This is a genomic window from Roseateles agri (assembly GCF_034043675.1).
In the GTDB taxonomy this organism is placed as follows: domain Bacteria; phylum Pseudomonadota; class Gammaproteobacteria; order Burkholderiales; family Burkholderiaceae_C; genus KK5.
The window spans coordinates 166,570-191,112 of the sequence record NZ_JAXCLA010000002.1 but is presented as its reverse complement, the minus strand read 5'-3'; the positions used below and the strand labels follow the sequence as shown (position 1 = coordinate 191,112).

Below are 24,543 nucleotides of genomic sequence, written 5' to 3'. Positions count from 1 at the left end.
GGCCTCGTCGGCCAAGAGCGAACCGCGTACGCACGGGTTGGGCCCATGACCCTGACGAGCAAGGTCTTCGCGGCCATTAAGAGCAACTATCTCGGGACGCTGGTTCGGGTCGGTGCACAGCTTGTCGCGCAAGTTTTCATCATGCGCGAGCTTGGCCCCGACTTGGTCGGCGCGTTCGGCTATGTATCGCTGCTCAATGGTGTGCTTGCTCTTGTTGTTGATCAGGGCTTTGGCTGGTCGCTGATTCAAAGCAGCTTTGCCGAGCAGGAAGTGGCTATCGCCTACAGCCGAATGATGCTTGCCGGTTTGCTGTGTGGCGTCGGCGTATTTATTTGTTCTTTCCCACTGGAAATCTGGCTCGCCAATCCGCTGGTCGGGCAAGTCGTGCGCTATTCCGCACCTGCCTATCTATTGATTGGCCCCTATGCGGCGTCGCATGCCAGGCTCCGGCGCGATTTGCGCTTTCGCGAGTTGCAGTACGCGACGACCGGCGCCTATGTCATCGCCTATCCTGGCGTCGGTCTGGTCCTCGCGTGGTGCGGCTTTGGTGTCTGGTCCTTGCTGGGCGCTTGGTATACGCAGGCCTTGTTGCAGATCCTGATTGGTCAGTATTACGTCAAGTATTCACTGCGACTGGTGAATCCATTTGCGACCTGCGCGGCGGGCGCTCTGGGACGGCAAGTCGCTGGTATCAACGTGCTCAATTGGGCTGTCGACAATGCCAGTGGCGTCGTTGTCGGCGGCATGGGTGCCGGTGCACTAGGCAATTTCAATGCCGCCTCGGTACTTGCGCGCCAGCCTGCGCTGCAACTTGTGCAAACGCTGCAGGTTCTTTTGTTCTCGACAGCATCAGCGCTTGAACGGGACGAAGCAAAGATACGCCGTCTGTACTTGACCGCACTCTCGATGATCGGGTTTGCTGTCGCCCCGCTCTATGCCTATGTGTGGGCACATGCGGACTTTCTTGTCAGTTTTGTCTTCGGACACAAGTGGCTGGCTGCCGGCGCTGTATTGGCAGCGCTGAGTCCTGGCATGGTTGCGATGGCTCTCAGTACCGTGACCAGTTCGGTCTTGACCGCGACAGGGCATCAACGCGAGGTGGTTAGGTCACAAGCTCTGTGCCTTGCGTTGATGCTCGTGGGCCTGTTTGTTGCTCACAGTCATACCGTCAATGCCATAGGCTGGGCGGTGTCGGTAGCCTACTTGGCCCGTTGTGCCCAACAACTGCTCGTCGTGGTACGGGTGGGCGCCATCAGCCGTGCAGACATGTGGGCCAGTTTGCGTGGTCCAGCGCTGCTTGCCGTGGCAGCAGCGCTCCCGCTGTCGACTTGGTTTCGCCTGCCGGGCTCGAACCTTCAACAGGAACTCGTCAGCGTGGTGCTGACGCTGATTCTGGTGTTCGTGCTGGTCGTGCTTTTTCCGCGCTGGGTTGTGTCACCAGCGAGCGCCGAGTTGCTGGAACGATCAGCTACTGGACGTCGGCTGTTGGCGCGTCTGAGGCTGGTGCATCCGTCACAACACGGCAATCTATAAGGGACCGCGATGGACATTGCGATCGTTTTTTCCATCTACCTGCTCATTGCGTTCGGACTCGGACTGCTTGCAGTTGGTGCCACAGTGGTCATCGGCCATCTAGCCAGCTCCCTGCCCGGGCGAATGTTTCAGGTTCTGATGTGGATGCTGGTCATCGCGAGTGCGATGGCGATTCTGATGTCAGGCCGATCGCTTCGACTGATCGCGGATGCACTTGCCATCGAGGCTCAGGGTGACGTGGGCGGCTTTATTGGGGCCAAAATTCTGCTGGCATTGGCACTGGGCTTCGCAACGGCTCTCTGCGTTGCCTGGCTGTTCAGGCCCTGGTGGAAGAGCCTGCCGGTCAATCGGTACGCGGCCGGGGGCCGGAAGCCGCCCAGCGATGCAGTTTGGTCCTTGTTGTGTTTCTACGTCTGCTTCAGCATCGTGCCGTTTGTGTTTACGGACGCGCACTATTTCCACATTTCTCTGGTCTATCCACTCTTCATTTTCTTGGCCCTGCTGCTTTGGATGCAGTACTCGGCGATCGATCCAGTTGTCGTCGTCAAGCAAACCCTGTCAGTCCTGGTTCTCGGCAGTCTGGTGGCTGGCGCGGTTTATCCGAGCCTGGCGATGCAGCCCGGATATCTCGGGCTCATTCCTGGTTTCAGCATGCGTCTCTGGGGCATCACTGCGACGGCGAATACGCTTGGGTCGGTTGCACTTGCTCTGCTCATGATCGAGGTCTGCGAGCCGGCGCAGCGGAAATGGCTGCATTGGCTGCTTTTGGGCGCTGCCGCGGTGACGATGGTGCTGAGCCAATCGAAGGCTGCGATCGGGGCTGCTGCGCTGGGCGTGGGTCTCGTGCTGCTGTGGCGTTGGCTTCAAAAGATCAAGGCGAGCAAGGCTGGCAGCGCCGGCCGCGGTGAACTGACGGCAATGTTGTCGCTGATTCTTGTGCTGGTCTTCGTCACCTTGGGCGTGTGGGTCAGCATTGCCGATCCTGACATCTTCGGCGGGCTCAGCCGGCGGCTCAATGCGCGCGCCATGGACGATCTGTCCACTGCCACCGGTCGCGTCTATATCTGGAAATTCGCGATCCAGTCGGGACTGGACAGCCCCATTTTCGGAAATGGCGGAGATTTCTGGGGCCTGGAAACGCGGCTTCGAACAGGCCTGACTGGGGCGACACACGCACACAACGAGTTTCTCCAGGTGTTCAGTCGCTCTGGGTCCATCGGTTTGTTGGCCTATTTGTGGTTCTTTGGCGTGATGTGCGCCTATGCCTGGCGTGCTGCAGGCCCAAGCCGCGGCGGATCGCTGGCATTCATGCTCGTCTTTTTCATGCGGTCGATGGTTGAGGTGCCGCTGCAGCCGAATTCAGTTCTGGGCGGAGAGTTCTTCGCCTTCATGATGCTGCTGGTTTACGTCGTTGACCGTGGCGCTCGCCCGCTGACCAGTCCGCGCGAGGTGCCGCTGCCGGGTGCCTACATGCTGGGCCAGAGGCTGCGATGAGGGTCGCCTTCCTCGCCCTGCACTTCGCTGAGTATTCGGCCCATCTTGCGGCGGCATTGGCCGAGTCCAATGATGTCCTGCTAATTCTCTACGCCGACAATGCGCGCAACGAGCTTGGCGAGCGTCTGCAGGTTGAATTTGCGAGGGCGCGTCTTTCCATCGTCACGCTTGACCGACCGAAGGCTATTACCGACGTCGTCCGCAACACGCGCCGCATCGTCCGGGCAGTGAAGGAGTTTTCGCCGGAGGTTGTGCATACTCAGGAGGAGTTGCGCGACGAACTGGTCTTTGCGATGCCCATGCTACGGCGCTATCCCTGGCTGATGACAGTCCACGATCCAACGAATCATTCCGGGCAGGACGCACGACGGCTGCGCTTCTCCCGCTATCGCGTTTACAGGGCTTTGGTGCGACGCCGCGTCGATGCGATGTTCGCGCACGGTACTTCGCTCGTTGCGCAGTTGCAGCGCATGCAGCCTAAGCTGGTTGGGCGGATCTATTCGATACCCCACGGACCACTGGGCCCACCCCATGAAATCCTTCTGACCGAGCCGTTGCAGTTGGGGCACTTTCTGTTCTTCGGGCGTATCCATGAATACAAGGGACTTCGCTACTTCGTGGAAGCTGTCCAGCGTCTTCACGAACAGGGGCTTCCCGTCGTCGGTGTCATCGCGGGAAGAGGTTCAGATCTGCAAGCAAACCTGCCTCAACTGCAGCAGACTCCGGGCGCGTTTGTAGTCATGGATCGATACATCAGCGAGCCAGATGTGCAGCGGCTCTTTGCTGAGGCCACCGCAGTTGTTCTGCCATATGTCGACGGCACCCAGAGTGGTGTCGCAGCGCTGGCGCTTGGCTATGGGCGCCCGGTCATTGCTTCGCGCGTCGGCTCCATTCCCGAATTGGTTCATAACGGAGTCAATGGAGTTCTGATCGAGCCGCGAGACGTCGATCAACTCGCGGAAGCGATGAAGTCCTTGCTTGTTGACCGTGAGCGCTGGCGCTCGATGGCCGCCGCTGCGCTGTCTCTACGCTCGGGTTCGCTATCGTGGCGCCAGATTGCCGCCACGACAGAGCAAGCCTATCGCGCTGCGCTCACGCGCCATAGCACGGTTGCTTGATACGGCGGGCCGCATTCCAGCGCGAGCAATGGAGAACACGCCTTGTCTCTAGTCAAGCAACTTTCACTACTGGCGCGTCACCTTGTGCGTCGCAACCCATTGGCGTGGGGCCGGACGCACAAGCTGTTGTCCAGGGAGAGGCAACCGGTATCGGAGTCTCGTGCAATTCAGGCAGCGTTGTTGAGGGAGACGATCATTGCGGCCAGACGTCGTCTGCCGGCCTACAAGCATCTTCCGTCACTCCCTACTGACGCTGATCCTTTTGATTGGCTCCGGGCGCATGTTCCCGTCGTTTCGAAACCTGATTTGGTCAGCGGCCGGGATCGCTATTACCCCAATGACGGTCGGCGTCGTTTTTGGTGGCCGCAGGGAAAGACGAGCGGTACCTCGGGTTCGCCTCTGGAAATTTTCCGCAGCATAGACTCCGTAGTCTGGGAAGAGGCATTCCATTTGCAATGCTGGTCCTGGGCGGGATGGCACAACGGTTCGGCACAAGCTGTTCTGCGAGGGGAGCAAGTCGTCCGGCCAGCGCAGGATCAGCCACCCTTTTGGTTGTGGGATCGATTCGGGCGGCAGCTGTTGCTATCGACGCGGCACGTGAATCGTTCAAGAGCTGCGTCGATGCTCGAAGCCGTCCACGCGCGCGGCGCTGTCATGTTGCGCGCCTATCCCTCAGCGATTTATGAACTGTGTCGGATGGTCGACGGTCCAGTGGCGCGCTCCGGATTGCGCGCGGTTGTGACAGGATCCGAGCCGCTCTTCGGCGTGCAGCGAGAACTAGTCGAGCGGACTCTTGGATGCCCCGTTTTCGATTCGTATGGCATGGCTGAGCGTGTCGCCTTCGCGTGCCAGTGTGAGCATGGGCGATATCACTTGAATCCGGAGTATTCCTACGTCGAGATACTTGACGACGCCGGTCAGCCGACCGACGACTTCGGAAACATTGTCGGCACGACCTTGCGAAACCATGTCATGCCATTGCTGCGCTACCGGATCTCAGATCGGGCAAAGTGGGTGAAGGAAGCGTGCCCGTGCGGTCGGCACTACCCGGTGATTGAACTTTCTTCCGGCAAGGTTGAGGACCAGCTCTACGATGCCGACGGCACGCCGGTCAGCGCCAGCATCATCACTTTTGCGTTCAAAGGGTTGGCCAACATTCGCAAGGCGCAGGTGGCGCAAACCGAGCGAGGTATCTGGGAGGTACGTGTCGTGCCAGATGGGGAATTCGTCGATGCCGATGGCCAGGCATTGCTGGCCAACATTGCTTCTCATGTCACCGAAAGAATCGGTATCCGGTTGCGCGTGGTCGACGATATTCCTCCCTTGGCGAGTGGCAAGTTCAAGTGGGTATCTCAGGAATGGCGATCGCACTGAGATTTATTGGAGGTTCAGCAATGCTGGCGAGGCTGATCGTACGGACCTTGTATCGGACCGAGTGGCGACTTAAGGATTGCTGCGCGACTGAATCACTGTTTCGAATTCTTCATAGGTTACGCGTCGCCCTCTACAGCTGGCTTCAGTACGAGAACAACAGTTCCATCGCGTGGAATTCGAAGTTCGCAAATGAGCCCTGCTTTCCACACGGCATGAAAAGCATCTTCGTGTCCGGAGCTGCGTCTATAGGTCAAGACTGCGTGATCTTTCAGCAGGTGACTATCGGATCGAATACGCTGGGCGATGCGAAGCGGTTTGGCGCACCTCGCATCGGCACTCGTTGCTATATCGGGGCAGGGGCTAAGATTATTGGAAAAGTCACCATCGGTGACGACGTGCGTATCGGGGCCAATGCCGTGGTTACGCGTGATGTGCCGTCGAAGTGCGTGGTTGTCAATGGAGTGCAGAACGTGCTTGAGCGGGCGGAGGTCGACAACCGCTTCTATTCATTCCGGGGCCGCTGGGTGTATTTCAGCGACGGCAAATGGAAGCCCGTCGAAGATGGCGCGGTTCTAGATAAACTCAAGTCGTCGTGATGGCAAAGTATGTTGTCATGATCGGCACGGACCCACGCGGCAAGGGTGGTATTGCTTCGGTCATCTCTGCTTATCAGCAGGCCGGTCTGTTCGATCAGTTCCCGATTCGCTACTTGGTCTCGCACAGTGAGGACAGCAGGCTGCGCAAGCTGACGAGCGCGTTAGGCGCGGGCTTTGCGCTGTTCTGGCAACTGCTGTTGCGCCGCGTTGCCATTGTTCACGTGCATTCGGCTTCCAACGCCAGCTTCCAGCGCAAGTCCCGCTACCTCTCGATGGCTCGCAGCTTTGGCGTTCCTACGATTTTCCATTTACACGGCGGCGGATTCGCTAAATATGCGACTACGCATCAAGGTGATAGGACAGGACTCCGTATCCGCGAGGTCCTGACGCGCAGTTCGGTGGTCGTTGCATTGTCCGAAAGTTGGGCGGATGTAGCACGGTCCCTGGGCGCGTGCGGACGGGTCGAGGTCATTGCGAATCCAGTGTCTGTGACGGCTGTGCCTGCAATTGATTCAGTGGATCCTCATCGAGTGCTCTATCTTGGCCGCGTGTCGCGAGCCAAGGGCACGTTTGATCTGCTCGATGCTGTGGCGCAGTTACGGCGCGCCGGAACGCCAGCCCAGTTGGCAGTCGGTGGCGATGGCGATCTCGACGCCTTGCGCGCAAGCGCAGGTGCGCTGGGCGTGGCGCAAGCGGTCGAGATCTGCGGCTGGCTCGGACCGGACGAGAAGCGTGATCAACTGGCCCGCGCCGGCATCTTTGCGCTGCCGTCGTACGACGAGGGATTGCCGATGGCAATGCTGGAAGCAATGGCCGAAAGCAAGGCTCTTGTTGTTACCCCGGTGGGAGGCATTCCCGAGGCGGTCGAGCAGGGAGTCCATGCGCTGCTTGTGCAACCTGGCGACGTCGATTCGCTTGCGATGGCCCTTGGTCGACTGATGGGCGACGGGGATTTGCGTCGACGTCTTGGCGTCCAAGCGAGGGCGCGAGTTCTTGAGCGCTATGCGGCTGATCAAGTGATCGGGAAGCTTGGCGTCCTCTATGAGAGCCTCGGTGTACGCAGGCGCGCGGGGAGGCTCTAGCAATGGCTTCGAGTGGAACTGGGCTGGCTTGGTACTGGAGGCGGTTGCGCCTGATGTCTGCCCGCGAGCTTGCGCACAGAGTATTCGTTCAGGTGCGCAATTACACGGAGAAGGCGGGATGGCTGCCAGAAGTGCGAGTTCCGTCGCGCATAGCAACGCCGGCCCAACTGCAGCCCTGGTGCGGGCAGGTCGAGACAATCGATGCTGCCTCGTACTTACGCCGAGCCGACGCTGTCCTATGCGGAGAGCTTGATGTTTTCAGCAAGCACGCAGCGAAGATCGGTCATCCGCCGAGATGGTTGCAAGATCCGCTGACGGGCATCAGCCTGCCGCTCGTCTATGGCCCGACGATGCCGATCGGTGGGCACGCAGCAGGGTTCGACATCAAAGGCGTATGGGAACCTGCGCGGCATCAGCAATGGCCGTGGCTCGTTCAAGCCTGGCTCATTAGTGGCGATACGCGCTATTTGGCAGGCCTTCGTGAGCAACTCATTTCTTGGCTCGATGCCAATCCATATCCACGAGGCCCTCATTGGGCTAGTGCCTTGGAGCCGGCGCTGCGTCTGATCAATTGGGCTTGGATTTGGCGGGCGACGGGCGGTGCCGAAGGTCTGCTATTCGAGGCAGATGCAGCGTTGCTTGAGCGCTTCTATGAGGCGTTGTATCTCCAGCAACGATTTATCTCGCGTCATCTCTCCTTGTATTCCTCCGCAAACAATCATCTGGTCGGCGAGGCCGCCGGTTGGTTTGTTGCGGCGCAAACATGGCCTCTGTGGCCGGAGAGTGCCGCTTGGCAGGCTCGCTCGCATGCGCTGTTGGAGCGAGAGATGGCTCGGCAGTACACGGAGGATGGTGTCAATCGTGAACAGGCATTTGCCTACCAGAGTTTTGTCAACGAGCTTTTCCTGGCAGCAGCACTGGTTCCGATCGAATCGAGAGACCGGTTCTCGAGCCAGTTCTGGCAACGCCTGGAAAGTGCTGTGGAATTTCCTGCTCATGTCGCCGATGCGGCGGGCAATTTGCCTCAGTTCGGGGATGCCGACGATGGAGCGGCGCTGAAGCTGACGCTTTCGGAGCGCCCTGTGTGGCGCGAGTTGATGGCTGTGTCGGCCGTGCTGAGAGGCCGGGCAGATTTCAAGACAAGTGCTGGTGCGCAACCGGATGCCCTGCTCTGGTGGTTGGGGCCGAATGGCCCCTCGCTCTGGAATGAGCTGCAGCCCGGCAGCCTGGCGCCACGGCGCGATTTCCGCCGGGGCGGCTATGTCGTACTTGGAGATGCTGGAGATCAATCCGATGCCATTCGCATCGTCGCGGATGTGGGCCCTCTCGGCTATCTGTCGATCGCTGCTCACGGGCATGCAGATGCGCTTTCCTTCACGCTGTCTGTCGGAGCTCGGGCTTTCCTGGTCGACCCCGGTACTGGCTGTTACAGCGCTCATCCGGAGTGGCGACGTTTCTTCCGTTCGACCGCGGCTCACAACACCGTGATGCTGGACGACGAGGAGCAATCCTTGAGTGCCGGACCGTTCATGTGGATCAGGCATGCTCGAACCACGACGCAGGCGTGGTTCGAGGGCGACCATGAGCAAATTCTCGAAGCAGAGCACGATGGCTATTCACGCCTTCAAGATCCGGTCACGCATCGACGCAAGTGGCATTACCGAGCCACGCAGCGACGCCTAGAAGTGCTTGACACCTTTGAATGTCGAGCGGGGCACCGAGCACGATGGACATGGCACTTCGCACCTGGCGTCCAGGTGCGTTTGCAGCCACAAGAGCTGGTCGCTACCGTCGGGAATCGCGCTCTGACTATGACGCTACCTGCGCATTGTCAAGCGTGGCTGGTTCGCGGCGATGACTCGATGCCGCAGGGCTGGTACTCGGGCTCCTATCTACAACGTGAAGCTGCAACCTGCTGCGTCGTTGAGGCCGAGGTGGCGGGGAATCAATCGTGGCTGACAGTTCTGGAAGTTGGCGGAACATCTGATTCAGCTGAGCACTAGCCTGTGACGTTCAGATGGGCGCCGGGTTCATGACGTCTGGTGTACAGCCGCTCTTCACGATTGCCGACGGATTCCCCATCACGATCGAGTATGGTGGCACATTCTCGGCAACGAATGCACCACCGCCGATCCTGCTGCCGCGACCGATGGTGACGCCGCCAACGACGATGGCATGGGGGCCGATCCAGACCTGATCTTCAATGACGGGATATTCGGTCACACGAACACCGTCTTGAGAAATTCTGTCGCGGCGGCCTAGGGTGACGCCATGAAACAGCGTGACGTTGCATCCGATCTTGGCCCCACCGTTTACGACGAGAGCCCAGCCATGAGTGAGCGCCAAACCTGCCCCGATCTGAGTACTCCAGGGCAGATCCATGGCAGCCAAATGCGTGGTGAATCGATGCATTAGTTTGAAGACGGGTAGCGTCGAGCGAAGGGGCTGCCTAGATTCCGCGATGCCTTGGCACAACCTGAGCGTCATGACGGGTCGAAATGTTCGATTCGACAGGGCCGCCCTTATCAGAAGACCGTAGCCGAATCGGCCGCATTGACGGTGGACATCGGCTCGCAGTGCAGTCCATGGGCTCATCGAAATTGACATGTTCGTCGGGGATCTTGAGGTGGCCGGTTGTCAGCCGGCGCGCGATTGGGTAGATAGGACTTAGCGAAGCGTCACTTCGCCTCGACTGAACGAGGCCGCGTTTTCAGTGCCCAGGCTGACACTCGCAGTAGTTCCATTCCAGTCCACCGAAACTTTGAGCGGGCGGCAATCCTCTCGGATAACGGTTACAGCGCCCAACTGTTGGCTGGCGACGGCTGCAGTGAAGCGCAACTGATATTGATCGGGCGAGGGGACCTCGGGTGCAATGGCGAACCCCTTCGTCGTGGCAAACGCGCCATCCGGCCCATAGACTTCCATGCATGCCGAACTCGTCTCGTTTGTGATCCTCGCCGTGCCGCCGTCGACTGCGATCGAGTTCAGTGCATTGAAATTCAGCTCCCAGCGCCGCGGCTTTCCACTGGTTGCCCAGTCATAGATGACCACGACCCGCAACTGACGCTGATAGGCCACGGTGCGTATCGCATTGCTAAGGAGCGGCACCCAGGCCTTGGTTCGGTTGTCATAGCCCTGATAGGCCCTCGTTGCGTCACCGGTGACTATGGCCCACTCGCCGTTGTCGAAAGCGTTTGTCAGTCGACCGCTAGCTTCCATGGATTCCAACGGCCGTCCAGGTGATGTTGGCGCGGTAACAGGCTCAGCCTGGCCAATACCGCCATCGAAGGTCAATGCATTCTTGTAGCGCGTCGCTCGCGTGACGTTCGCATGGTGAGGGGACATGTAGTACGGGTAGTAGCCGCCGCTCACCAGCAGACTCCGACCGTGAGAGACCAGCGCGAAACTGTTCTGGTCTGCGTGTGAGTGATTGAAGCTGCCAAAGCGGCTAGATCTGAAGTAGATGCTGGTGCGCTGCGGGCTGGCGCTGTCCGAGTGCAGGGCCGCCATACCGGCATCGGGAAAGACCCAGGACTGGCGGGTGGGTGCTTTAGGTGTAGAAGCAGTCTTGGCTTCCGAGCCAAGGACCATGAACGGCCAGGCTCCTGGATAGGCGGTCTTGTTGACGTTGCTTGCAGCGAAGCGCCAGTACCAGTCGTACATCGGCTTCTGCATCAGTGCGGCGTAGAGTCGGAAACTCTCCCATGCAAAGCGCTGATAGTTGTCGGTCAACTCTGCACCGTCACCGAACGCGCTCATGTGCGAGCCGGCTGGGGCAGTGAAGGCGATCAAAAACTCGCCGAACTGGGCGACGGCGGGATGCTGCGTCAAGTCAACTCCGGCCATGATCTTCAAAGCCGCCATCGAATAGGGCAGCGTTGTCATCGCATACCACGCATAGGCCACGCCATTGCCGTAACCACCGTCATCGGTCATGAAGGTGTCTGTGGTGTTGATGAGGTCTTCGTAGGCTTCGGACAACCACGCGGACGCTTCAGGGAAGCCTGGCGTGCCGACCGAATACAGCAGTGCTTCCAATACGTACTGGCCAGCCGTGAGTGGGTGGGGGTTGTACGGATAGGTGTCAACCGCTGACTGGCTTCTGCGCGCCTGAGCCAAACGGCTCCTGAGCGCCTTCACGATCAGCGCGACGTCGCTCGGGCCAAGTTGCTCGGCATAGAGATCCAGTCCTTGCGCCAGCGCGAGGTAAATCTCGCGATTCGACTGATCCTGGGCCGCTTCGCTGGTGATTCCGTCGGGATTCCAAGTTGCCAGCGACATCAACCGCGCTACTCCCTTGCTCGTATAGCTGTCATTTCCTGCGAAGCGGCCGAGCAGCCCGAGCGCTTCAATTCGACGCCGCTCAAGCGCGAGCAGATTTTTGGAGTTGTTGACTGCGGCTGCATAGGCGGCTTCTGTTGCATAGGCCGAGCGGCCGGCAGTGGGCTCAACCAGGGGTGGGGCGGTGGCGGCGGCCATGGCCGTGTTGGTCAAACCCGCAAAGGCGCCCTTCAACTCACCTTTCTTGGCCAAATCGCCGATGCGTGCAAAGCTCGTTCCCGTCGGCAGCATTCTCGGATGGGGGCGCTCGGCGACACGGGCTGCCACATCGGCACCAGATGGCCAGTCGACCGGTACATCACCAGCGACTTGGAACCGCCGCACGCCGCTGCGCGTTTGACGACCCGATTTGGTCGTGTAGACAACGTCCCATTCGTAGTTGCCAGGGGCAAGTTTGGGCTGGCTGAGTGAAATACGCGGCACGGGGATGGTGCGCACTGCGACGAGTTCGTGGCTTCCTGCTCGGCGCAGTGTGAAGGCCCACGGTATGGATGGGTCCCGGTCTCCCGGCTGAGCCCAGGAAAACTGAGGCGTCTTGCTATCTACGGTTGCGCAGTCGCGCGGCGCTACGCGGCGCGCATGCAGAGGCAGACGATCCATGAAATCGCCTTCACCAGGCACACAGGCGGGTTCATCGGCCTCTGACAGGCCCGTGCCGGCGCGTATCGTGGTCACCGACAGGCCCTGTGTCGCCGCTAGTGCTGACGCTGCGATGAAGGCCGACAGCACGCATGCGGTTCGGGCGAAGGTCCAGTGAGCGACGACGCGATCGAGCGAGAACTTCATGCTGGCACTCCAAGCAGGCGCAACTGCGATCTTCTGAGAATGGACAGACTGCGGCGCGAATTCTGCCGCCATTGTGTTGACGATTGATTAGAAAGGAGTTGTGCCCCTCTCGGGGCGGTTCAACTGCTTTGTTTTCGCCATTCCTTCAACAGCAATCCGAAGAAAGCCATGTCTTCGATGAAGTAGCGCCGAAACATGCGGCGTGGCTCCTGCAGGAATCGATAGAACCACTCCAATCCGACCTTCTGCATCCATACAGGTGCACGCTTGACCTTCCCAGCGGCGACGTCGAAGGTGCCGCCTACGCCCATGGCGAACGGAATCTTCATGGTCGCCTGGTAAGCGCCGAGGAACTGCTCCTTCTTCGGAGAGCTGATGGCGACGAAGAGCAGGTCAGCCTTGGCCTCGGCAATCTGCTGCACGATGGCGCCTTCCTCGTCAGGCTTCCAGTAACCGTTTCGATAGCCGGCGAAGACCAGTCCGGGGTACTTGTTGGCGTAGATGTCGCGGACGCGAGAGACGATGTCCTCTTTCGCTCCTAGCAGGTAAACCCGCCAGCCCTTTTCGGCTGAGCGCCGCATCAGGCTTTCGAACAGGTCAACGCCTGCCACGCGCTCCTTGAGCGGCTTGCCCAACAGGCGAGAGGCCCAGACCACCGGCATGCCGTCGACGTTGATGAGCGCGCAGTCGTTGATGATCTGACGGAGTGCCGGATCCTTCTGGGCCTTGACCAGCTTATCCACATTGACGACAACGTGCTGGTGCGGCTCGCCGCTGGCGATGAAGCCTTCAATGGTCTGGAGCGTCTCTTCCATCGACAGGTTGTCGATCTTGCAGCCCATGAGCTCTATGCGCGGTGATTGGTTTTTCATCAGACGTTGACTGCGATATGCGACACAAGGGCCGGGGCGCCGTTGTCGGGGTTCCACCCGGGGCTCGCGGATTCTAGAGGCGCCATTGTGTCGAGGGAGCGTGACGTAAGGCGCAGCGGGCGGCGCCGGCGGTCACTCCCCTGGGTGACAATAGTTGCCGGCGCTCGTGACTCCGCGAGCTGCCAAGGACCAACAAGGGATCGCTCGTGAAAGTACTCGTCACCGGCGCCGCCGGCTTCATCGGCATGCATGTCAGCCAGATCCTGCTGGCGCGTGGAGATCAGGTCGTCGGCCTGGACAATCTGAACGACTACTACGATCCACGGCTCAAGCACAACCGCTTGGCTCGACTGGCCGGCAAGCCGGGCTTCTCGTTCGTGCAGATGGACGTCGCAGACCGCACCGGCATGGCCAAGCTGTTCGCCGAAGGCGGCTTTGATCGCGTCGTCCACCTGGCTGCGCAGGCCGGCGTGCGTTACTCGATCGAGAACCCGCACGCCTACATCGACAGCAACATCGTCGGCTTCACCAACATTCTTGAGGGCTGCCGGCACAGCGGCGTGCAGCACCTGGCTTACGCGTCCAGTTCCAGCGTCTACGGCGGCAACACGCTGATGCCGTTCTCGGAGCACCACAGCGTCGACCATCCGGTGAGCCTGTATGCGGCGACGAAGAAGGCCAACGAACTGATGGCGCACACCTACAGCCACCTGTTCCGCCTGCCGACCACGGGGCTGCGCTTCTTCACCGTCTACGGTCCCTGGGGCCGTCCGGACATGGCGCTGTTCCTGTTCACCAAGGCCATTCTCGAAGGCAAGCCGATCAACGTGTTCAACCACGGCAAGATGATCCGCGACTTCACCTACATCGACGACATCGCCGAAGGTGTCGTGCGTGTGCTGGACCGCCCGGCCACGGCCGATCCGGACTACGACCCGATCAAGAGCGACCCAGCCCGCTCGAACGCGCCCTACCGCGTGTTCAACATCGGCAACCATGCGCCGATCCAGCTGATGGAATTCATCGAGGCGATCGAGCAGGCCACCGGCCGCGAGGCGCAAAAGAACTTCATGCCGCTGCAGGACGGCGACGTGCCGGCCACGCACGCGAATGTCGAGGAATTGGCCGAATGGACTGGCTTCCGCCCGGCGACGCCGGTGCCCGAGGGCATTCAACGCTTTGTCACGTGGTACCGCGACTATTACAAGGTTTGAGCGAAAGAGTTCGATGAAAGTTACTGCGATCGGCACTGGCTATGTGGGCCTCGTCACTGGCGCCTGCCTGGCCGAGATGGGCAACCATGTGGTCTGCCTGGACGTGAACCCGGAGAAGATCCGCATCCTCAACGAGGGCGAGATCCCCATCCACGAACCGGGCCTGCTGGAGGTGGTGCGCCGCAACGTCGAAGCCGGCCGCCTGCAGTTCACGACCAATGTGGACATGGCCGTGCAGCACGGCACCATCCTGTTCATCGGCGTTGGCACGCCGCCCGATGAAGACGGCTCGGCCGACCTGCAATACGTGATCGCCGCCGCGCGCTCGATCGGCCAGCGGATGACGGACTACAAGGTCATCGTCGACAAGAGCACGGTGCCGGTGGGCACGGCCGACAAGGTCAAGGCCGCGATCGACGAGGAGCTGGCCAAGCGTGGCGTCGAGGTGCAGTTCGGCGTCGTCAGCAACCCCGAGTTCCTGAAGGAAGGCGCGGCGGTCGAGGACTTCATGAAGCCGGACCGCATCATCGTCGGCTCCGACGACGAGCAGGCCACGCTGCTGATGCGCGCGCTGTACTCGCCCTTCACCCGCAACCACGATCGCATGCAGGTGATGGACCTGCGCAGCGCGGAGTTCACGAAGTACGCCGCCAACGCGATGCTGGCCACGCGGATCAGCTTCATGAACGAGCTGGCGCTGCTGGCCGAGAAGGTCGGCGCGGACATCGAGCTGGTGCGCCGCGGCATTGGCTCCGACCCACGTATCGGCTACAGCTTCCTCTATGCCGGCGCGGGCTACGGCGGCTCCTGCTTCCCGAAGGACGTGAAGGCGCTCGTGCGTGCCGCGCAGGACGAGGGCATTCCGTTGCGCGTGCTGACAGCGGTGGAAGAGGCCAACGAGCGTCAGAAGCGCGTGCTGGTGGACAAGGTCGTGACGCGCTTCGGTGCTGACCTCACGGGCCGCCGCTTCGCGCTGTGGGGCCTGGCCTTCAAGCCGAACACCGACGACATGCGCGAGGCGCCGGCATTGGTGATCGTCGAGGAACTGCTCAGCCGCGGCGCGACGCTGTCGGCCTATGACCCGGTGGCGATGACCGAGGCGAAGCGGATCCTGGGCGAACGCCCGGGCCTGAGCTTCGCCGACAAGGCCGACGCGGCGCTGGAAGGCGCCGATGCGCTGCTGCTCGTCACCGAGTGGAAGGAATTCAAGAGCCCGGACTTCGACGGCATCAAGGCTGCGCTGAAGCAGCCGGTGGTGTTCGACGGGCGGAACCAGTACGAGCCTTCGTTGATGAAGGCGCTGGGCATCGAGCACCACGGCATTGGCCGTGGTACACCCGGGCGGTAAGACCTTAGTCGAAGGTCTTGGCGTCGGCCAGCGCCGGCGCCTTCGCATCCTTGTCCGCCAGCAGCGGCGCGATGCCGAGGTCGGGCCACTCGATGCCCACCGTCGGATCGTCCCAGCGCAGGCTGCCTTCGGCCTGCGGCGCGTAGTAGGCCGTGGTCTTGTAGAGGAAGTCCGCCGTCTCGCTCAGCACCAGGAAGCCGTGCGCGAAGCCGGGCGGCACCCAGAGCTGGCGATGGTTCTCGGCCGTGAGTTCGACGCCGGCCCAGCGGCCGAAATTGGGGCTGCTGCGGCGCATGTCCACGGCCACGTCGAACACGGCGCCGGCGACGCAGCGCACCAGCTTGCCCTGGGCGTCTTCGCCCAGCTGAAAGTGCATGCCGCGCAGCACGCCGCGGGCCGAGCGGGAGTGGTTGTCCTGGACGAAGCCGACAGCAGCGCCGACGGCCTCGTTGAAGACCTTCTCGTTCCAGCTCTCGGTGAAGAAGCCGCGGGCGTCGCCGAAGACCTTGGGCTCGACGATCAGGACTTCGGGCAGGGCGGTGGGGGTGATTTTCATTATTAGTACACCGTCTCGGTGAGGATCTTCTGCAGGTACTGGCCGTAGCCGTTCTTGGCCAGCGGCTTGGCCAGCGCGGCGAGCTGTTCAGCATCGATCCAGCCGCTGCGGAAGGCGATCTCCTCGGGGCAGGCGACCTTCAGGCCCTGGCGCTTCTCCAGCGTGGCGATGAACTGGCCGGCTTCGAGCAGGCTGTCGTGCGTGCCCGTGTCGAGCCAGGCGTAGCCGCGGCCCATGATCTCCACCTGGAGCTGGTCCTGGCGCAGGTACTGGGCGTTGACGTCGGTGATCTCCAGCTCGCCGCGCGGGCTGGGCTTGATGGCGGCGGCGATGTCACAGACCTGCTCGTCGTAGAAGTACAGGCCGGTCACGGCGTAGTTGCTCTTCGGGGCCTTGGGCTTTTCCTCGATGGACAGGGCCTTCTTGGCCGCGTCGAACTCGACCACGCCGTAGCGTTCGGGGTCGGTCACGTGATACGCGAAGACGGAGGCGCCGGTCGGCGTTTCGTCCGCCTCGCGCAGCAGCGTGGCGAAGTCGTGGCCGTAGAAGATGTTGTCGCCGAGCACCAGCGCGCTCGGCGCGCCGCCGATGAAGTCCTTGCCGAGGATGAAGGCCTGGGCCAGGCCATCGGGGCTGGGCTGCACGCAGTAGCTGAGGTTGATGCCCCAGCGCGAGCCGTCGCCCAGCAGCGCTTCGAAGCGGGGCAGGTCTTGCGGGGTGCTGATCAGCAGGATGTCGCGAATGCCCGCCAGCATCAGGGTGCTGAGCGGGTAGTAGACCATCGGCTTGTCGTAGACGGGCAGCAGCTGCTTGCTCAGGGCCAGCGTGGCCGGATGCAGCCGCGTGCCTGAGCCGCCGGCGAGGATGATGCCTTTGCGGGTCTTCGTCGTCATGGTCGGGGCCTTCCTGATCAGAGGATTTCGTTGAGCATGCGGTCCACGCCCTGCTGCCAGGGCGGCAGGCGCAGGCCGAAGTTGCGTGCGAGCTTCGCCGTGTCCAGGCGCGAGTTCAGCGGGCGGCGGGCCGGCGTGGGGTAGTCGGTCGTGGGGATCGGCAGGATCTGCTCCGGCGCCACTTTCACGGCAGTGCCGCGCGCGCGGGCGAACTCGATCACGTGCTGCGCGTAGGCGTGCCAGGAGGTCTCGCCCGCCGCCGCCGCGTGGTAGGTGCCACCAAGCGCGGGCCGGGCCCGGGTCGCAACGATCATGTGCGCGCTGAGGTCGGCCAGCAGGTCGGCACCGGTGGGCGCGCCGATCTGGTCGGCGATGACCTTCAACTGCTCGCGCTCCGCGGCCAGCCGCAGCATGGTCTTGGCGAAATTGCCGCCGCGTGCCGCGAAGACCCAGCTGGTGCGCAGGATCAGGTGGGCGCAGCCGCTGGCGCGGATGGCCTCTTCGCCGGCGAGCTTGGTGCTGCCGTAGACACTCAGCGGCGCCGTGGAGGCGTCTTCATTGCGTGCCTGATCGCCGCTGCCGTCGAACACGTAGTCGGTGCTGTAGTGGACCAGCAGGGCGCCGAGCTTCGCGGCTTCTTCAGCCAGCAGGCCGGGAGCGGTGGCGTTGATCTGGCGCGCAGCGTCGGCGTCGGACTCGGCCTTGTCCACCGCGGTGTAGGCGGCGGCATTGACGATGACGTCGGGCGCGGCGGCGCGCACGGCAGCCAGCAGTGCAGCGGTGTTCGCAAGATCTCCGCCGTTGTGGCGATCCAGCGCGACCACCTCGCCCAGCGGGCTCAGCGCGCGCTGCAGCTCCCAGCCGAGCTGCCCGTTCTTTCCGAGGAGGAGGAGCTTCATGCCTGGGCGTACTGAGCCTGAACCCATTCACGGTACGCGCCGCTCTGCACGCGCTGCACCCACTCGGGGTTGTCCAGGTACCACTGCACCGTCTTGCGGATGCCGGTGGCGAAGGTCTCGGCGGGGCGCCAACCGAGTTCGCGCTCGATCTTGCGGGCGTCGATCGCGTAGCGGCGGTCGTGGCCGGGGCGGTCCTTCACGTAGGTGATCAGGCGCTTGTAGCTGCCAGTGGCATCGGGGCGCAGCTCGTCGAGCAGTTCGCAGACCGTGTTGACGATCTCCAGGTTCGTCATCTCGTTCCAGCCGCCGACGTTGTAGGTCTCGCCCAGCCGGCCGCCGGCCAGCACCGCGCGGATGGCGCTGGCGTGATCGGTGACGTAGAGCCAGTCGCGCACGTTCTGGCCGTCGCCGTAGATCGGCAGCGGCTTGCCGGCGAGGGCGTTGACGATCATCAGCGGGATCAGCTTCTCGGGGAAGTGATAGGGCCCGTAGTTGTTCGAGCAGTTGGTCGTGATGACCGGCAGGCCGTAGGTGTGGTGCCAGGCGCGCACCAGGTGGTCGCTGGCGGCCTTGCTGGCCGAGTAGGGGCTGTTGGGCTCGTAGGCCTTGGTCTCGGCGAACTGCGGATCGTCGGCCTGCAGCGAACCGTAGACCTCGTCCGTCGACACGTGATGGAAGCGGAAGGCGGCCTTCGCTTCATCGCCCAGGCCCGACCAGTAGGCGCGGGCGGCTTCGAGCAGCGTGTAGGTGCCTTCGATGTTCGTGCGCATGAAGGCGCCGGGGCCGCTGATCGAGCGGTCCACGTGGCTCTCGGCGGCGAAGTGGACGAGGGCGCGCGGCTTGTGCGTGGCGAGCAACTGGTCGATCAGCGCGCGATCGCAGATGTCGCCCTTGACGAAGCTGTGGCGCGCATCGCCGTCCAGCGAGGCGAGGTTCTCGAGATTGCCGGCATAGGTCAGCGCGTCGAGCGTGACGACGGGCTCGTCGGACTGCTTCAGCCAGTCCAGCACGAAGTTGCTGCCGATGAAACCGGCGCCGCCGGTGACAAGAATGGTCATAGGTTTACTTCCTCCCGTAGGTGTCTTCGAATCGGACGATGTCGTCTTCGCCCAGGTAGGAGCCGGACTGGACTTCGATGATCTCCAGCGGCACCTTGCCCGGATTCGCGAGACGGTGCGTCTGACCCAGCGGGATGTAGGTGCTCTGGTTCTCGCACAGCAGCATCACCTTGTCGCCGTTGGTGATCTCGGCGGTGCCGCAGACGACGATCCAGTGCTCGGCGCGGTGGTGATGCATCTGCAGGCTCAGCGAGGCGCCGGGCTTGACCATGATGCGCTTGACCTGATGGCGCGGGCCGTTGTCGATGCTGTCGTACCAGCCCCAGGGGCGGTGGACCTTGCGGTGCAGCGTCTGCTCGCCGCGCTTCTCGGCTTCCAGCTTCTTGACGATGTTCTTCACGTCCTGGCTGCGCGCGCGGTCGCTGACCAGCACCGCGTCGGCCGTCTCGACGACGACGACGTCGTCCAGCCCGACCACGCTGACCAGGCGGCTCGTCGCATGCACCAGCGAGTTGCGGCTGTCGCTGAAGATCGCGTCGCCCTTGAAGGCGTTGCCGGATTCGTCCTTGTCGGCCACTTGCCAGACGGCTTCCCAGGCGCCGAGGTCGTTCCAGCCGGCGGCCAGCGGCACCATGCGCAGCGGGAACTCGCTGCCGGGGCAGCGCTCCATCACCGCGTAGTCGACCGATTCGGAGGGCACGGCGGCGAACTCGGCCTTGCCGGGGCGGACGAACTTGGCATCGTTCTGGCGAGGCGTCCACGAGGCGCGGGTCGCGGCGGCGATGTCGGGTCTGAAGCGCTCCAGCGCCTTCATCCAGACGCTGGCGCGCAGCACGAACATGCCGCTGTTCCAGAAGTAGTTGCCTTCGTCGACGTAGCGCTGCGCCGTGGCGGCGTCGGGCTTCTCGACGAACTGCGCCACGGCCAGGCCCGCGGCGTCTTCCTGCGTGCGGATGTAGCCGTAGCCGGTTTCCGGGCGGTCGGGCGTGATGCCCAGGATGACGATCGCGCCTTCGGCCGCCTCGGCGACAGCGCGGCGCAGCGCGGCCGTGAAGGCGGCGGCATCGGTGACCGTCTGGTCCGCCGGGGTGACGACCAGCACCGGATCGGTGCCGCCTTCCAGCGCCTGCAGCGCGGCCAGCGTCAATGCCGGCGCCGTGTTGCGACCCATCGGCTCCAGCAGCACCGCGCTGGGGTCGAGCTGCACCTCGCGCAGCTGGTCCAGCACCATGAAGCGGTGCTCTTCGTTGCCGACGACCACCGGTCCGGCGACGGTGATCGCGTTATCGGCCAGTGCGGCCAGCCGCGTGGTGGCCTGCTGGAACAGGCTGGTGTTGCCGGCCAGGACCAGGAACTGCTTCGGATAACCGGCGCGGGACAGCGGCCACAGGCGCGTGCCGCTGCCGCCGGCCATGATGACGGGTTGGACTTCGATCTTGCTCATCGTGCAGGTCTTCTAAAAGCAAAAAGGCGGCTGGGTTGGCCGCCGGGGATTGTCGGTCAGCTGGCTTCGAAGCCCAGCGGGTTCATGCTCTGCCAGCGCCAGCTGTCGGCGCACATGCGGTCGAGGTCGTGGTGCGCCTCCCAGCCCAGGCGCTCGCGTGCCAGTGCCGGGTCGGCATAGCAGGCGGCGACGTCGCCGGGCCGGCGCGGCACGATGTCGTAGGGCACGGGCTTGCCGCTGGCCTTCTCGTAGGCCTTGACCAGGTCCAGCACGCTGTAGCCGCGGCCGGTGCCGAGATTGCAAGTGATCGATTCCTTGCCGCCCAGCAGGAAGCGCAGCGCGGCGACGTGGCCTTCGGCCAGGTCGACCACATGGATGTAGTCGCGCACGCCAGTGCCGTCGGGCGTCGGGTAGTCGCCGCCGAACACCGACAGGCGCGGGCGGCGGCCGACGGCCACCTGCGCCACGTAGGGCATCAGGTTGTTCGGCGTGCCGCGCGGGTCTTCGCCGATCGAGCCGCTCTCGTGCGCGCCGACCGGGTTGAAGTAGCGCAGGCAGGCGGTCTGCCAGGCGGTGTCGGCGGCGCCGAGGTCGCGCAGGATGGTCTCGCCGATCAGCTTGGTCTGGCCGTAGGGGTTCACGGCGGAGAGCGCTGCGTCCTCGCGCAGCGGCAGGCTTTCGGGCACGCCGTAGACGGTGGCGCTGGAGCTGAAGACCATGCGCCGGCAGCCGTTGCGCAGCATCACCTCGCAGATGTTGACGAGGCCGCCGACGTTGTTGCGGTAGTAGTCCAGTGGCTTGGCGGTCGATTCGCCGACGGCCTTGTAGGCCGCGAAGTGCACCACCGCATCAGGCTGGTGGCGCGCGAACACGGCCAGCATGGTCTCGCGATCGCAGACGTCCGCGGCCTCGAATACCGGCGCGCTGCCGGCGAGCTTGGCAAGGCGGTTTAGCACCTCGGGCGAGCTGTTGGAGAAGTCGTCGACGCCCACCACCTCGAAGCCGGCGGCCAGCAGGGCCAACCAGGTGTGCGAGGCGATGTAGCCGGTGGCGCCGGTGAGGAGGATCGTCGGTGCTGAGCTCATGGGGTCCTTGCGCAGAAGGGGTCAGTACACCAGCGCCTGCGCGGTGCAGCCCACCCCGGTCGCATTGAAATTGTTGTAGCTGACGCTGCTGGAGCGGCCGGTGCGATAGGCCTGGCAGCTCAGCGACAGCGAGCGGGAATATGCAAATCGCGTGCCGAGGCTGACGCTGTGGTCGTTGTCAAAGGCGTCCGGAGCGTCGGTGATGCTGCGGTAGGTACCGCGGCGCGCGCTGGCTGAGCCGGTCAGCGCGATCTTGCTGGTCAGGTCGTAGCTGGTGTTGAGCTGGACGCTGTTGCCGACGCGGTTCTGGCTCGGTCCCAGCAACGTGGCCTGCTCGCCGGTGTCACGGGTGAGCTGGGCGGAGAAGGTCCAGCGACCGCCAGGGCTGTAGTTCCAGCCGAGCGAGCCGGTGAGTCCCCGATAGCTGAGGCTCTCGGCCGGGTCATGTCGGTTGTTGGTCCAGCTGAGCCGGGTGGTCACGTTACTCGACCCGGTGGGCTGCCAGGTTCCGGTGAAATCCACGTCGTTGCGCTTGAAGGTGTCGTCCACATAGAAGGAGAAGACGCCGCCGCCGATGCTGAGCGGATATTGCGGATACTCGCCTTCCGTGTGGCGGAACGCCAGGCCCAGGCGTAGCAGGTCGCTGGGCCGGTAGACGAGGCCCAGCGAGCCCGCGTTCTGGCTGAAGTTCAGCGCGCTGTATTCGATCAGGCTGAACTCTTGGCTGTTGTGTGTGTAGCTCGCCTCGGCCGACCAGCGCGTGACCAGGCCGATGCGGATCAGCGCCTGGTACCGGCGGTCGTTCTCGATGTTTTTCTCGAACACCGGCTGGCTGACGCCTGCGGCGTTGTAGTTGGCGAGCTGGCGCGTCGCGCTGGCGCTCAGCGTGCCGGAGATGCGCCCAGCCGTGGCCCAGTCCAGGTTGCTGCGCAGCGTGTAGCCGTTGTTGTTCAGGATGTCGTTGGTAGCGTAGCGATTCTGCTGCAACGTGGCATCAGCCGTCAGATGCTGGCGGCCGATCTGCTGGTCGACCCCGGCAAGCAGGCTGGCCGTGGTGACGGTGTCGCTGTTCTCGTCCGTGGACGTGCGGTAGACGTTGGAGACCCGCGTGACGCCCAGCGAGCCGCCCAGGTAGTACGGGTTCGGGTCTGCATGCACGACGGTGCCCGCCACTCCCAGGCTCAGGCCCAGGCCGATGCGGGCGAGCCTCGATGTCTTGTTGCGGGTCATTGCGTGAACCATGAAATTCCTCGATGCGGTGACGGCAGGTATGCCGGGCGGCAGTGTGGCGGCGGGCTTGTCTGCACCAGCCCCCGTGCCTGAGGGGCACCAGGGGATTGCGAGCAAAGTTCCGGGCCCCGAGCGGTATTAATACGCATGCCGGTCGGAGATCACCAGCCGCACCGTGCGGAGGATGATCTGCAGATCGAGCGCCAGGGACCAGTTGCGCAGGTACTCCAGATCGTATTCGACGCGGGCCTGCATCTTCTCGATCGTGTCGGTCTCGCCGCGCATGCCGTTGACCTGCGCCCAGCCAGTGATGCCCGGCTTGACCTTGTGGCGCACCATGTAGGCCTTGATCAGCTTGCGGTATTCCTCGTTGTGGGCCACCGCGTGCGGGCGCGGGCCGACGATGCTCATGCGACCCTGCAGCACGTTGACGAACTGCGGCAGCTCGTCCAGCGAGGTGCGGCGAATGAAGGCGCCGAAGGGCGTCACGCGCGGGTCGCCCTTGATCGCCTGCTTGACGTCGCGCCCGTTGTCCTGGGTGCGCATCGAGCGGAACTTGTAGACGATGATCTCCTCGCCATCGAGCCCGTTGCGGCGCTGCTTGAAGATCACCGGCCCGCTGGAACTGAGCTTCACGCCGATCGCCACGGCCAGCAGGATCGGCGAGATCAGCAGCAGGATCAGCGAGGACAGAACGATGTCGCTGATCCGCTTGACCAATTCGTTAGTGCCTGTAAACGGTGTCTCGCAAATGCCGACGACCGGCACGCCGTTGATGTCCTGCAGCCGGCCCTGGATGATGCTGATGCCGAACACGTCGGGCACGAAGAAGAGCGAGGCGGTCGTGCCCTGGATGTTCTCGAGCAGTTGCACGATGCGCGGCTGCGAGCCCAGCGGCAAGGTGATGTAGACCTCGCGCACGCTCTTGGCGCGGACGAAGTCGCTGACCTCGCCGAGCGAGCCGCGCAGCTCGGTCGCGGCCTCCGGATGCAGGCGGCTCTCGGAGCGGTCGTCGAAGAAGCCCAGGAACTCGACGCCTTCGATGTCGCGCAGCGCATGGGCCACCTTCGCGCCCAGCGCGCCGGCGCCGATGATGACGGCCGAACGCCGCGAGGCGGCCTTGCGCGAGTGCCAGCGCCGCACCTGGCGGCCGATCTCCACCGCCGCCACCTGCACCAGCGGCGTGAGGCCGGCCCACCAGAGCAGCACCGGCTCCTCGAAATAGCCGAGGCTGTTCGTCGCGTAGCCACACAGCGCCAGGATGACCAGCAGCACCGTCCAGGACGAGATGACGTCGATGGTGGCGCTGGCGGGGTGCTCGGCAAAGCGGTTGCGGCCGGGGAAGGTCAGGGCGAAGACCAGCAGGCACAGGGTCAGCGTGGAGCGCAGCACCGGCTCACCGAACCAGGCGTTGACGGACAGGAAGCACAGGACGATGAGGCCCGGCTCGAGGAACGCGGCGACGAGGGATTCAACCGACTGCGGTGCGCTGTAGAACGTCCTCTTGTAGCTTCGGTCCTCGAACATCTCTCCTGGGTCCCTCAGGTTCCTATTGCGGCGTGGCGGCCGCCCACCCCTCCCGTGGGCGCAGATTCTCTCTCAATTCGATGACGGTTCAGC

The 24,543-nt window shown here is 63.1% G+C and carries 20 protein-coding genes; 9 read left to right on the top strand and 11 right to left on the bottom strand.

Annotation, left to right across the window (positions count from 1 at the left end; translation table 11 throughout):
* The first annotated feature begins 45 nt into the window (after positions 1–45).
* The 7 genes from SNE35_RS05050 (at position 46) to SNE35_RS05020 (ending at position 9,200) form a co-directional block, all read left to right on the top strand.
* Positions 46–1,533 carry an oligosaccharide flippase family protein gene (locus tag SNE35_RS05050; RefSeq protein WP_320421774.1) on the top strand — a complete coding sequence of 496 codons (1,488 nt, stop codon included), beginning with the start codon at positions 46–48 and terminating at the stop codon, positions 1,531–1,533.
* 9 nt (positions 1,534–1,542) lie between these two features.
* Positions 1,543–3,027 carry an O-antigen ligase family protein gene (locus SNE35_RS05045; RefSeq protein ID WP_320421773.1) on the top strand — a complete coding sequence of 495 codons (1,485 nt, stop codon included), beginning with the start codon at positions 1,543–1,545 and terminating at the stop codon, positions 3,025–3,027.
* On the top strand, positions 3,024–4,145 hold the full coding sequence (locus SNE35_RS05040) for a glycosyltransferase family 4 protein (protein ID WP_320421772.1): 1,122 nt from the start codon (positions 3,024–3,026) through the stop codon (positions 4,143–4,145). Before SNE35_RS05045 ends, SNE35_RS05040 begins: the two co-directional genes overlap by 4 nt.
* Before the next feature lie 621 nt (positions 4,146–4,766).
* On the top strand, positions 4,767–5,519 hold the full coding sequence (locus tag SNE35_RS05035; RefSeq protein ID WP_320421771.1) for a phenylacetate--CoA ligase family protein: 753 nt from the start codon (positions 4,767–4,769) through the stop codon (positions 5,517–5,519).
* A 212-nt stretch (positions 5,520–5,731) separates the two neighbouring features.
* Positions 5,732–6,115 carry a serine O-acetyltransferase gene (locus SNE35_RS05030; RefSeq protein WP_320421770.1) on the top strand — a complete coding sequence of 128 codons (384 nt, stop codon included), beginning with the start codon at positions 5,732–5,734 and terminating at the stop codon, positions 6,113–6,115.
* On the top strand, positions 6,115–7,197 hold the full coding sequence (locus SNE35_RS05025; RefSeq protein WP_320421769.1) for a glycosyltransferase family 4 protein: 1,083 nt from the start codon (positions 6,115–6,117) through the stop codon (positions 7,195–7,197). The genes SNE35_RS05030 and SNE35_RS05025 overlap by 1 nt, the downstream gene beginning before the upstream one ends.
* Positions 7,198–7,250: 53 nt before the next feature.
* Entirely contained in the window at positions 7,251–9,200 is a 1,950-nt protein-coding gene (locus SNE35_RS05020) for a heparinase II/III family protein (protein ID WP_320421768.1), read from the top strand.
* 10 nt (positions 9,201–9,210) lie between these two features.
* On the opposite strand, the gene SNE35_RS05015 is transcribed toward SNE35_RS05020, so the two are convergent.
* The 3 genes from SNE35_RS05015 to SNE35_RS05005 all read right to left on the bottom strand — a co-directional run bounded on the left by SNE35_RS05015 (position 9,211) and on the right by SNE35_RS05005 (position 13,166).
* Positions 9,211–9,579: an LbetaH domain-containing protein gene (locus SNE35_RS05015; RefSeq protein WP_320421767.1), complete on the bottom strand. Its 369-nt coding sequence runs from the start codon at positions 9,577–9,579 to the stop codon at positions 9,211–9,213.
* A 285-nt stretch (positions 9,580–9,864) separates the two neighbouring features.
* Positions 9,865–12,324 (bottom strand): heparinase II/III domain-containing protein, encoded by a 2,460-nt coding sequence (locus SNE35_RS05010; RefSeq protein WP_320421766.1) that lies wholly within the window; start codon positions 12,322–12,324, stop codon positions 9,865–9,867.
* A gap of 119 nt (positions 12,325–12,443) precedes the next feature.
* Entirely contained in the window at positions 12,444–13,166 is a 723-nt protein-coding gene (locus tag SNE35_RS05005; protein WP_320421765.1) for a WecB/TagA/CpsF family glycosyltransferase, read from the bottom strand.
* Positions 13,167–13,402: 236 nt separating this feature from the next.
* Between SNE35_RS05005 and SNE35_RS05000 the strand changes: the two genes are divergently transcribed.
* Together SNE35_RS05000 and SNE35_RS04995 are read left to right on the top strand one after the other, a co-directional pair.
* The gene (locus SNE35_RS05000) at positions 13,403–14,410 is read left to right on the top strand and encodes an NAD-dependent epimerase (RefSeq protein WP_320421764.1); all 1,008 of its coding nucleotides are present in this window, start codon (positions 13,403–13,405) and stop codon (positions 14,408–14,410) included.
* A gap of 13 nt (positions 14,411–14,423) precedes the next feature.
* The gene (locus tag SNE35_RS04995; RefSeq protein ID WP_320421763.1) at positions 14,424–15,758 is read left to right on the top strand and encodes a UDP-glucose dehydrogenase family protein; all 1,335 of its coding nucleotides are present in this window, start codon (positions 14,424–14,426) and stop codon (positions 15,756–15,758) included.
* 4 nt (positions 15,759–15,762) lie between these two features.
* Here SNE35_RS04995 and rfbC read toward each other — a convergent pair whose 3' ends face one another.
* The 8 genes from rfbC to SNE35_RS04955 form a co-directional block, all read right to left on the bottom strand.
* Positions 15,763–16,314 carry a dTDP-4-dehydrorhamnose 3,5-epimerase gene (rfbC, locus tag SNE35_RS04990; protein ID WP_320421762.1) on the bottom strand — a complete coding sequence of 184 codons (552 nt, stop codon included), beginning with the start codon at positions 16,312–16,314 and terminating at the stop codon, positions 15,763–15,765.
* A 2-nt stretch (positions 16,315–16,316) separates the two neighbouring features.
* Positions 16,317–17,207 (bottom strand): glucose-1-phosphate thymidylyltransferase RfbA, encoded by an 891-nt coding sequence (gene rfbA / locus SNE35_RS04985; RefSeq protein ID WP_320421761.1) that lies wholly within the window; start codon positions 17,205–17,207, stop codon positions 16,317–16,319.
* Between the two features lie 17 nt (positions 17,208–17,224).
* Positions 17,225–18,106, bottom strand: a complete 882-nt coding sequence (gene rfbD, locus SNE35_RS04980; protein ID WP_320421760.1) for a dTDP-4-dehydrorhamnose reductase — start codon at positions 18,104–18,106, stop codon at positions 17,225–17,227.
* Positions 18,103–19,164, bottom strand: coding sequence for a dTDP-glucose 4,6-dehydratase (gene rfbB / locus SNE35_RS04975; RefSeq protein WP_320421759.1), 1,062 nt, complete (start codon positions 19,162–19,164; stop codon positions 18,103–18,105). Before rfbB ends, rfbD begins: the two co-directional genes overlap by 4 nt.
* Positions 19,165–19,168: 4 nt before the next feature.
* Positions 19,169–20,608 carry a mannose-1-phosphate guanylyltransferase/mannose-6-phosphate isomerase gene (locus tag SNE35_RS04970; protein ID WP_320421758.1) on the bottom strand — a complete coding sequence of 480 codons (1,440 nt, stop codon included), beginning with the start codon at positions 20,606–20,608 and terminating at the stop codon, positions 19,169–19,171.
* Between the two features lie 56 nt (positions 20,609–20,664).
* The gene (gene galE, locus SNE35_RS04965) at positions 20,665–21,693 is read right to left on the bottom strand and encodes a UDP-glucose 4-epimerase GalE (RefSeq protein WP_320421757.1); all 1,029 of its coding nucleotides are present in this window, start codon (positions 21,691–21,693) and stop codon (positions 20,665–20,667) included.
* A 21-nt stretch (positions 21,694–21,714) separates the two neighbouring features.
* Positions 21,715–22,923: an outer membrane beta-barrel protein gene (locus tag SNE35_RS04960; RefSeq protein ID WP_320421756.1), complete on the bottom strand. Its 1,209-nt coding sequence runs from the start codon at positions 22,921–22,923 to the stop codon at positions 21,715–21,717.
* A gap of 138 nt (positions 22,924–23,061) precedes the next feature.
* Entirely contained in the window at positions 23,062–24,450 is a 1,389-nt protein-coding gene (locus tag SNE35_RS04955; RefSeq protein ID WP_320421755.1) for an undecaprenyl-phosphate glucose phosphotransferase, read from the bottom strand.
* Positions 24,451–24,543: the final 93 nt, after the last annotated feature.

Bases quoted from the DNA above. Each gene is read 5' to 3' on its own strand.
- SNE35_RS05050 (WP_320421774.1), top strand. From the start codon at position 46: ATGACCCTGACGAGCAAGGTCTTCGCGGCCATTAAGAGCAACTATCTC.
- SNE35_RS05045 (WP_320421773.1), top strand. From the start codon at position 1,543: ATGGACATTGCGATCGTTTTTTCCATCTACCTGCTCATTGCGTTCGGA.
- SNE35_RS05040 (WP_320421772.1), top strand. From the start codon at position 3,024: ATGAGGGTCGCCTTCCTCGCCCTGCACTTCGCTGAGTATTCGGCCCAT.
- SNE35_RS05035 (WP_320421771.1), top strand. From the start codon at position 4,767: ATGCTCGAAGCCGTCCACGCGCGCGGCGCTGTCATGTTGCGCGCCTAT.
- SNE35_RS05030 (WP_320421770.1), top strand. From the start codon at position 5,732: ATGAAAAGCATCTTCGTGTCCGGAGCTGCGTCTATAGGTCAAGACTGC.
- SNE35_RS05025 (WP_320421769.1), top strand. From the start codon at position 6,115: ATGGCAAAGTATGTTGTCATGATCGGCACGGACCCACGCGGCAAGGGT.
- SNE35_RS05020 (WP_320421768.1), top strand. From the start codon at position 7,251: ATGTCTGCCCGCGAGCTTGCGCACAGAGTATTCGTTCAGGTGCGCAAT.
- SNE35_RS05015 (WP_320421767.1), bottom strand. From the start codon at position 9,579: ATGGATCTGCCCTGGAGTACTCAGATCGGGGCAGGTTTGGCGCTCACT.
- SNE35_RS05010 (WP_320421766.1), bottom strand. From the start codon at position 12,324: ATGAAGTTCTCGCTCGATCGCGTCGTCGCTCACTGGACCTTCGCCCGA.
- SNE35_RS05005 (WP_320421765.1), bottom strand. From the start codon at position 13,166: ATGGGCTGCAAGATCGACAACCTGTCGATGGAAGAGACGCTCCAGACC.
- SNE35_RS04995 (WP_320421763.1), top strand. From the start codon at position 14,424: ATGAAAGTTACTGCGATCGGCACTGGCTATGTGGGCCTCGTCACTGGC.
- rfbC (WP_320421762.1), bottom strand. From the start codon at position 16,314: ATGAAAATCACCCCCACCGCCCTGCCCGAAGTCCTGATCGTCGAGCCC.
- rfbA (WP_320421761.1), bottom strand. From the start codon at position 17,207: ATGACGACGAAGACCCGCAAAGGCATCATCCTCGCCGGCGGCTCAGGC.
- rfbD (WP_320421760.1), bottom strand. From the start codon at position 18,106: ATGAAGCTCCTCCTCCTCGGAAAGAACGGGCAGCTCGGCTGGGAGCTG.
- rfbB (WP_320421759.1), bottom strand. From the start codon at position 19,164: ATGACCATTCTTGTCACCGGCGGCGCCGGTTTCATCGGCAGCAACTTC.
- SNE35_RS04970 (WP_320421758.1), bottom strand. From the start codon at position 20,608: ATGAGCAAGATCGAAGTCCAACCCGTCATCATGGCCGGCGGCAGCGGC.
- galE (WP_320421757.1), bottom strand. From the start codon at position 21,693: ATGAGCTCAGCACCGACGATCCTCCTCACCGGCGCCACCGGCTACATC.
- SNE35_RS04960 (WP_320421756.1), bottom strand. From the start codon at position 22,923: ATGACCCGCAACAAGACATCGAGGCTCGCCCGCATCGGCCTGGGCCTG.
- SNE35_RS04955 (WP_320421755.1), bottom strand. From the start codon at position 24,450: ATGTTCGAGGACCGAAGCTACAAGAGGACGTTCTACAGCGCACCGCAG.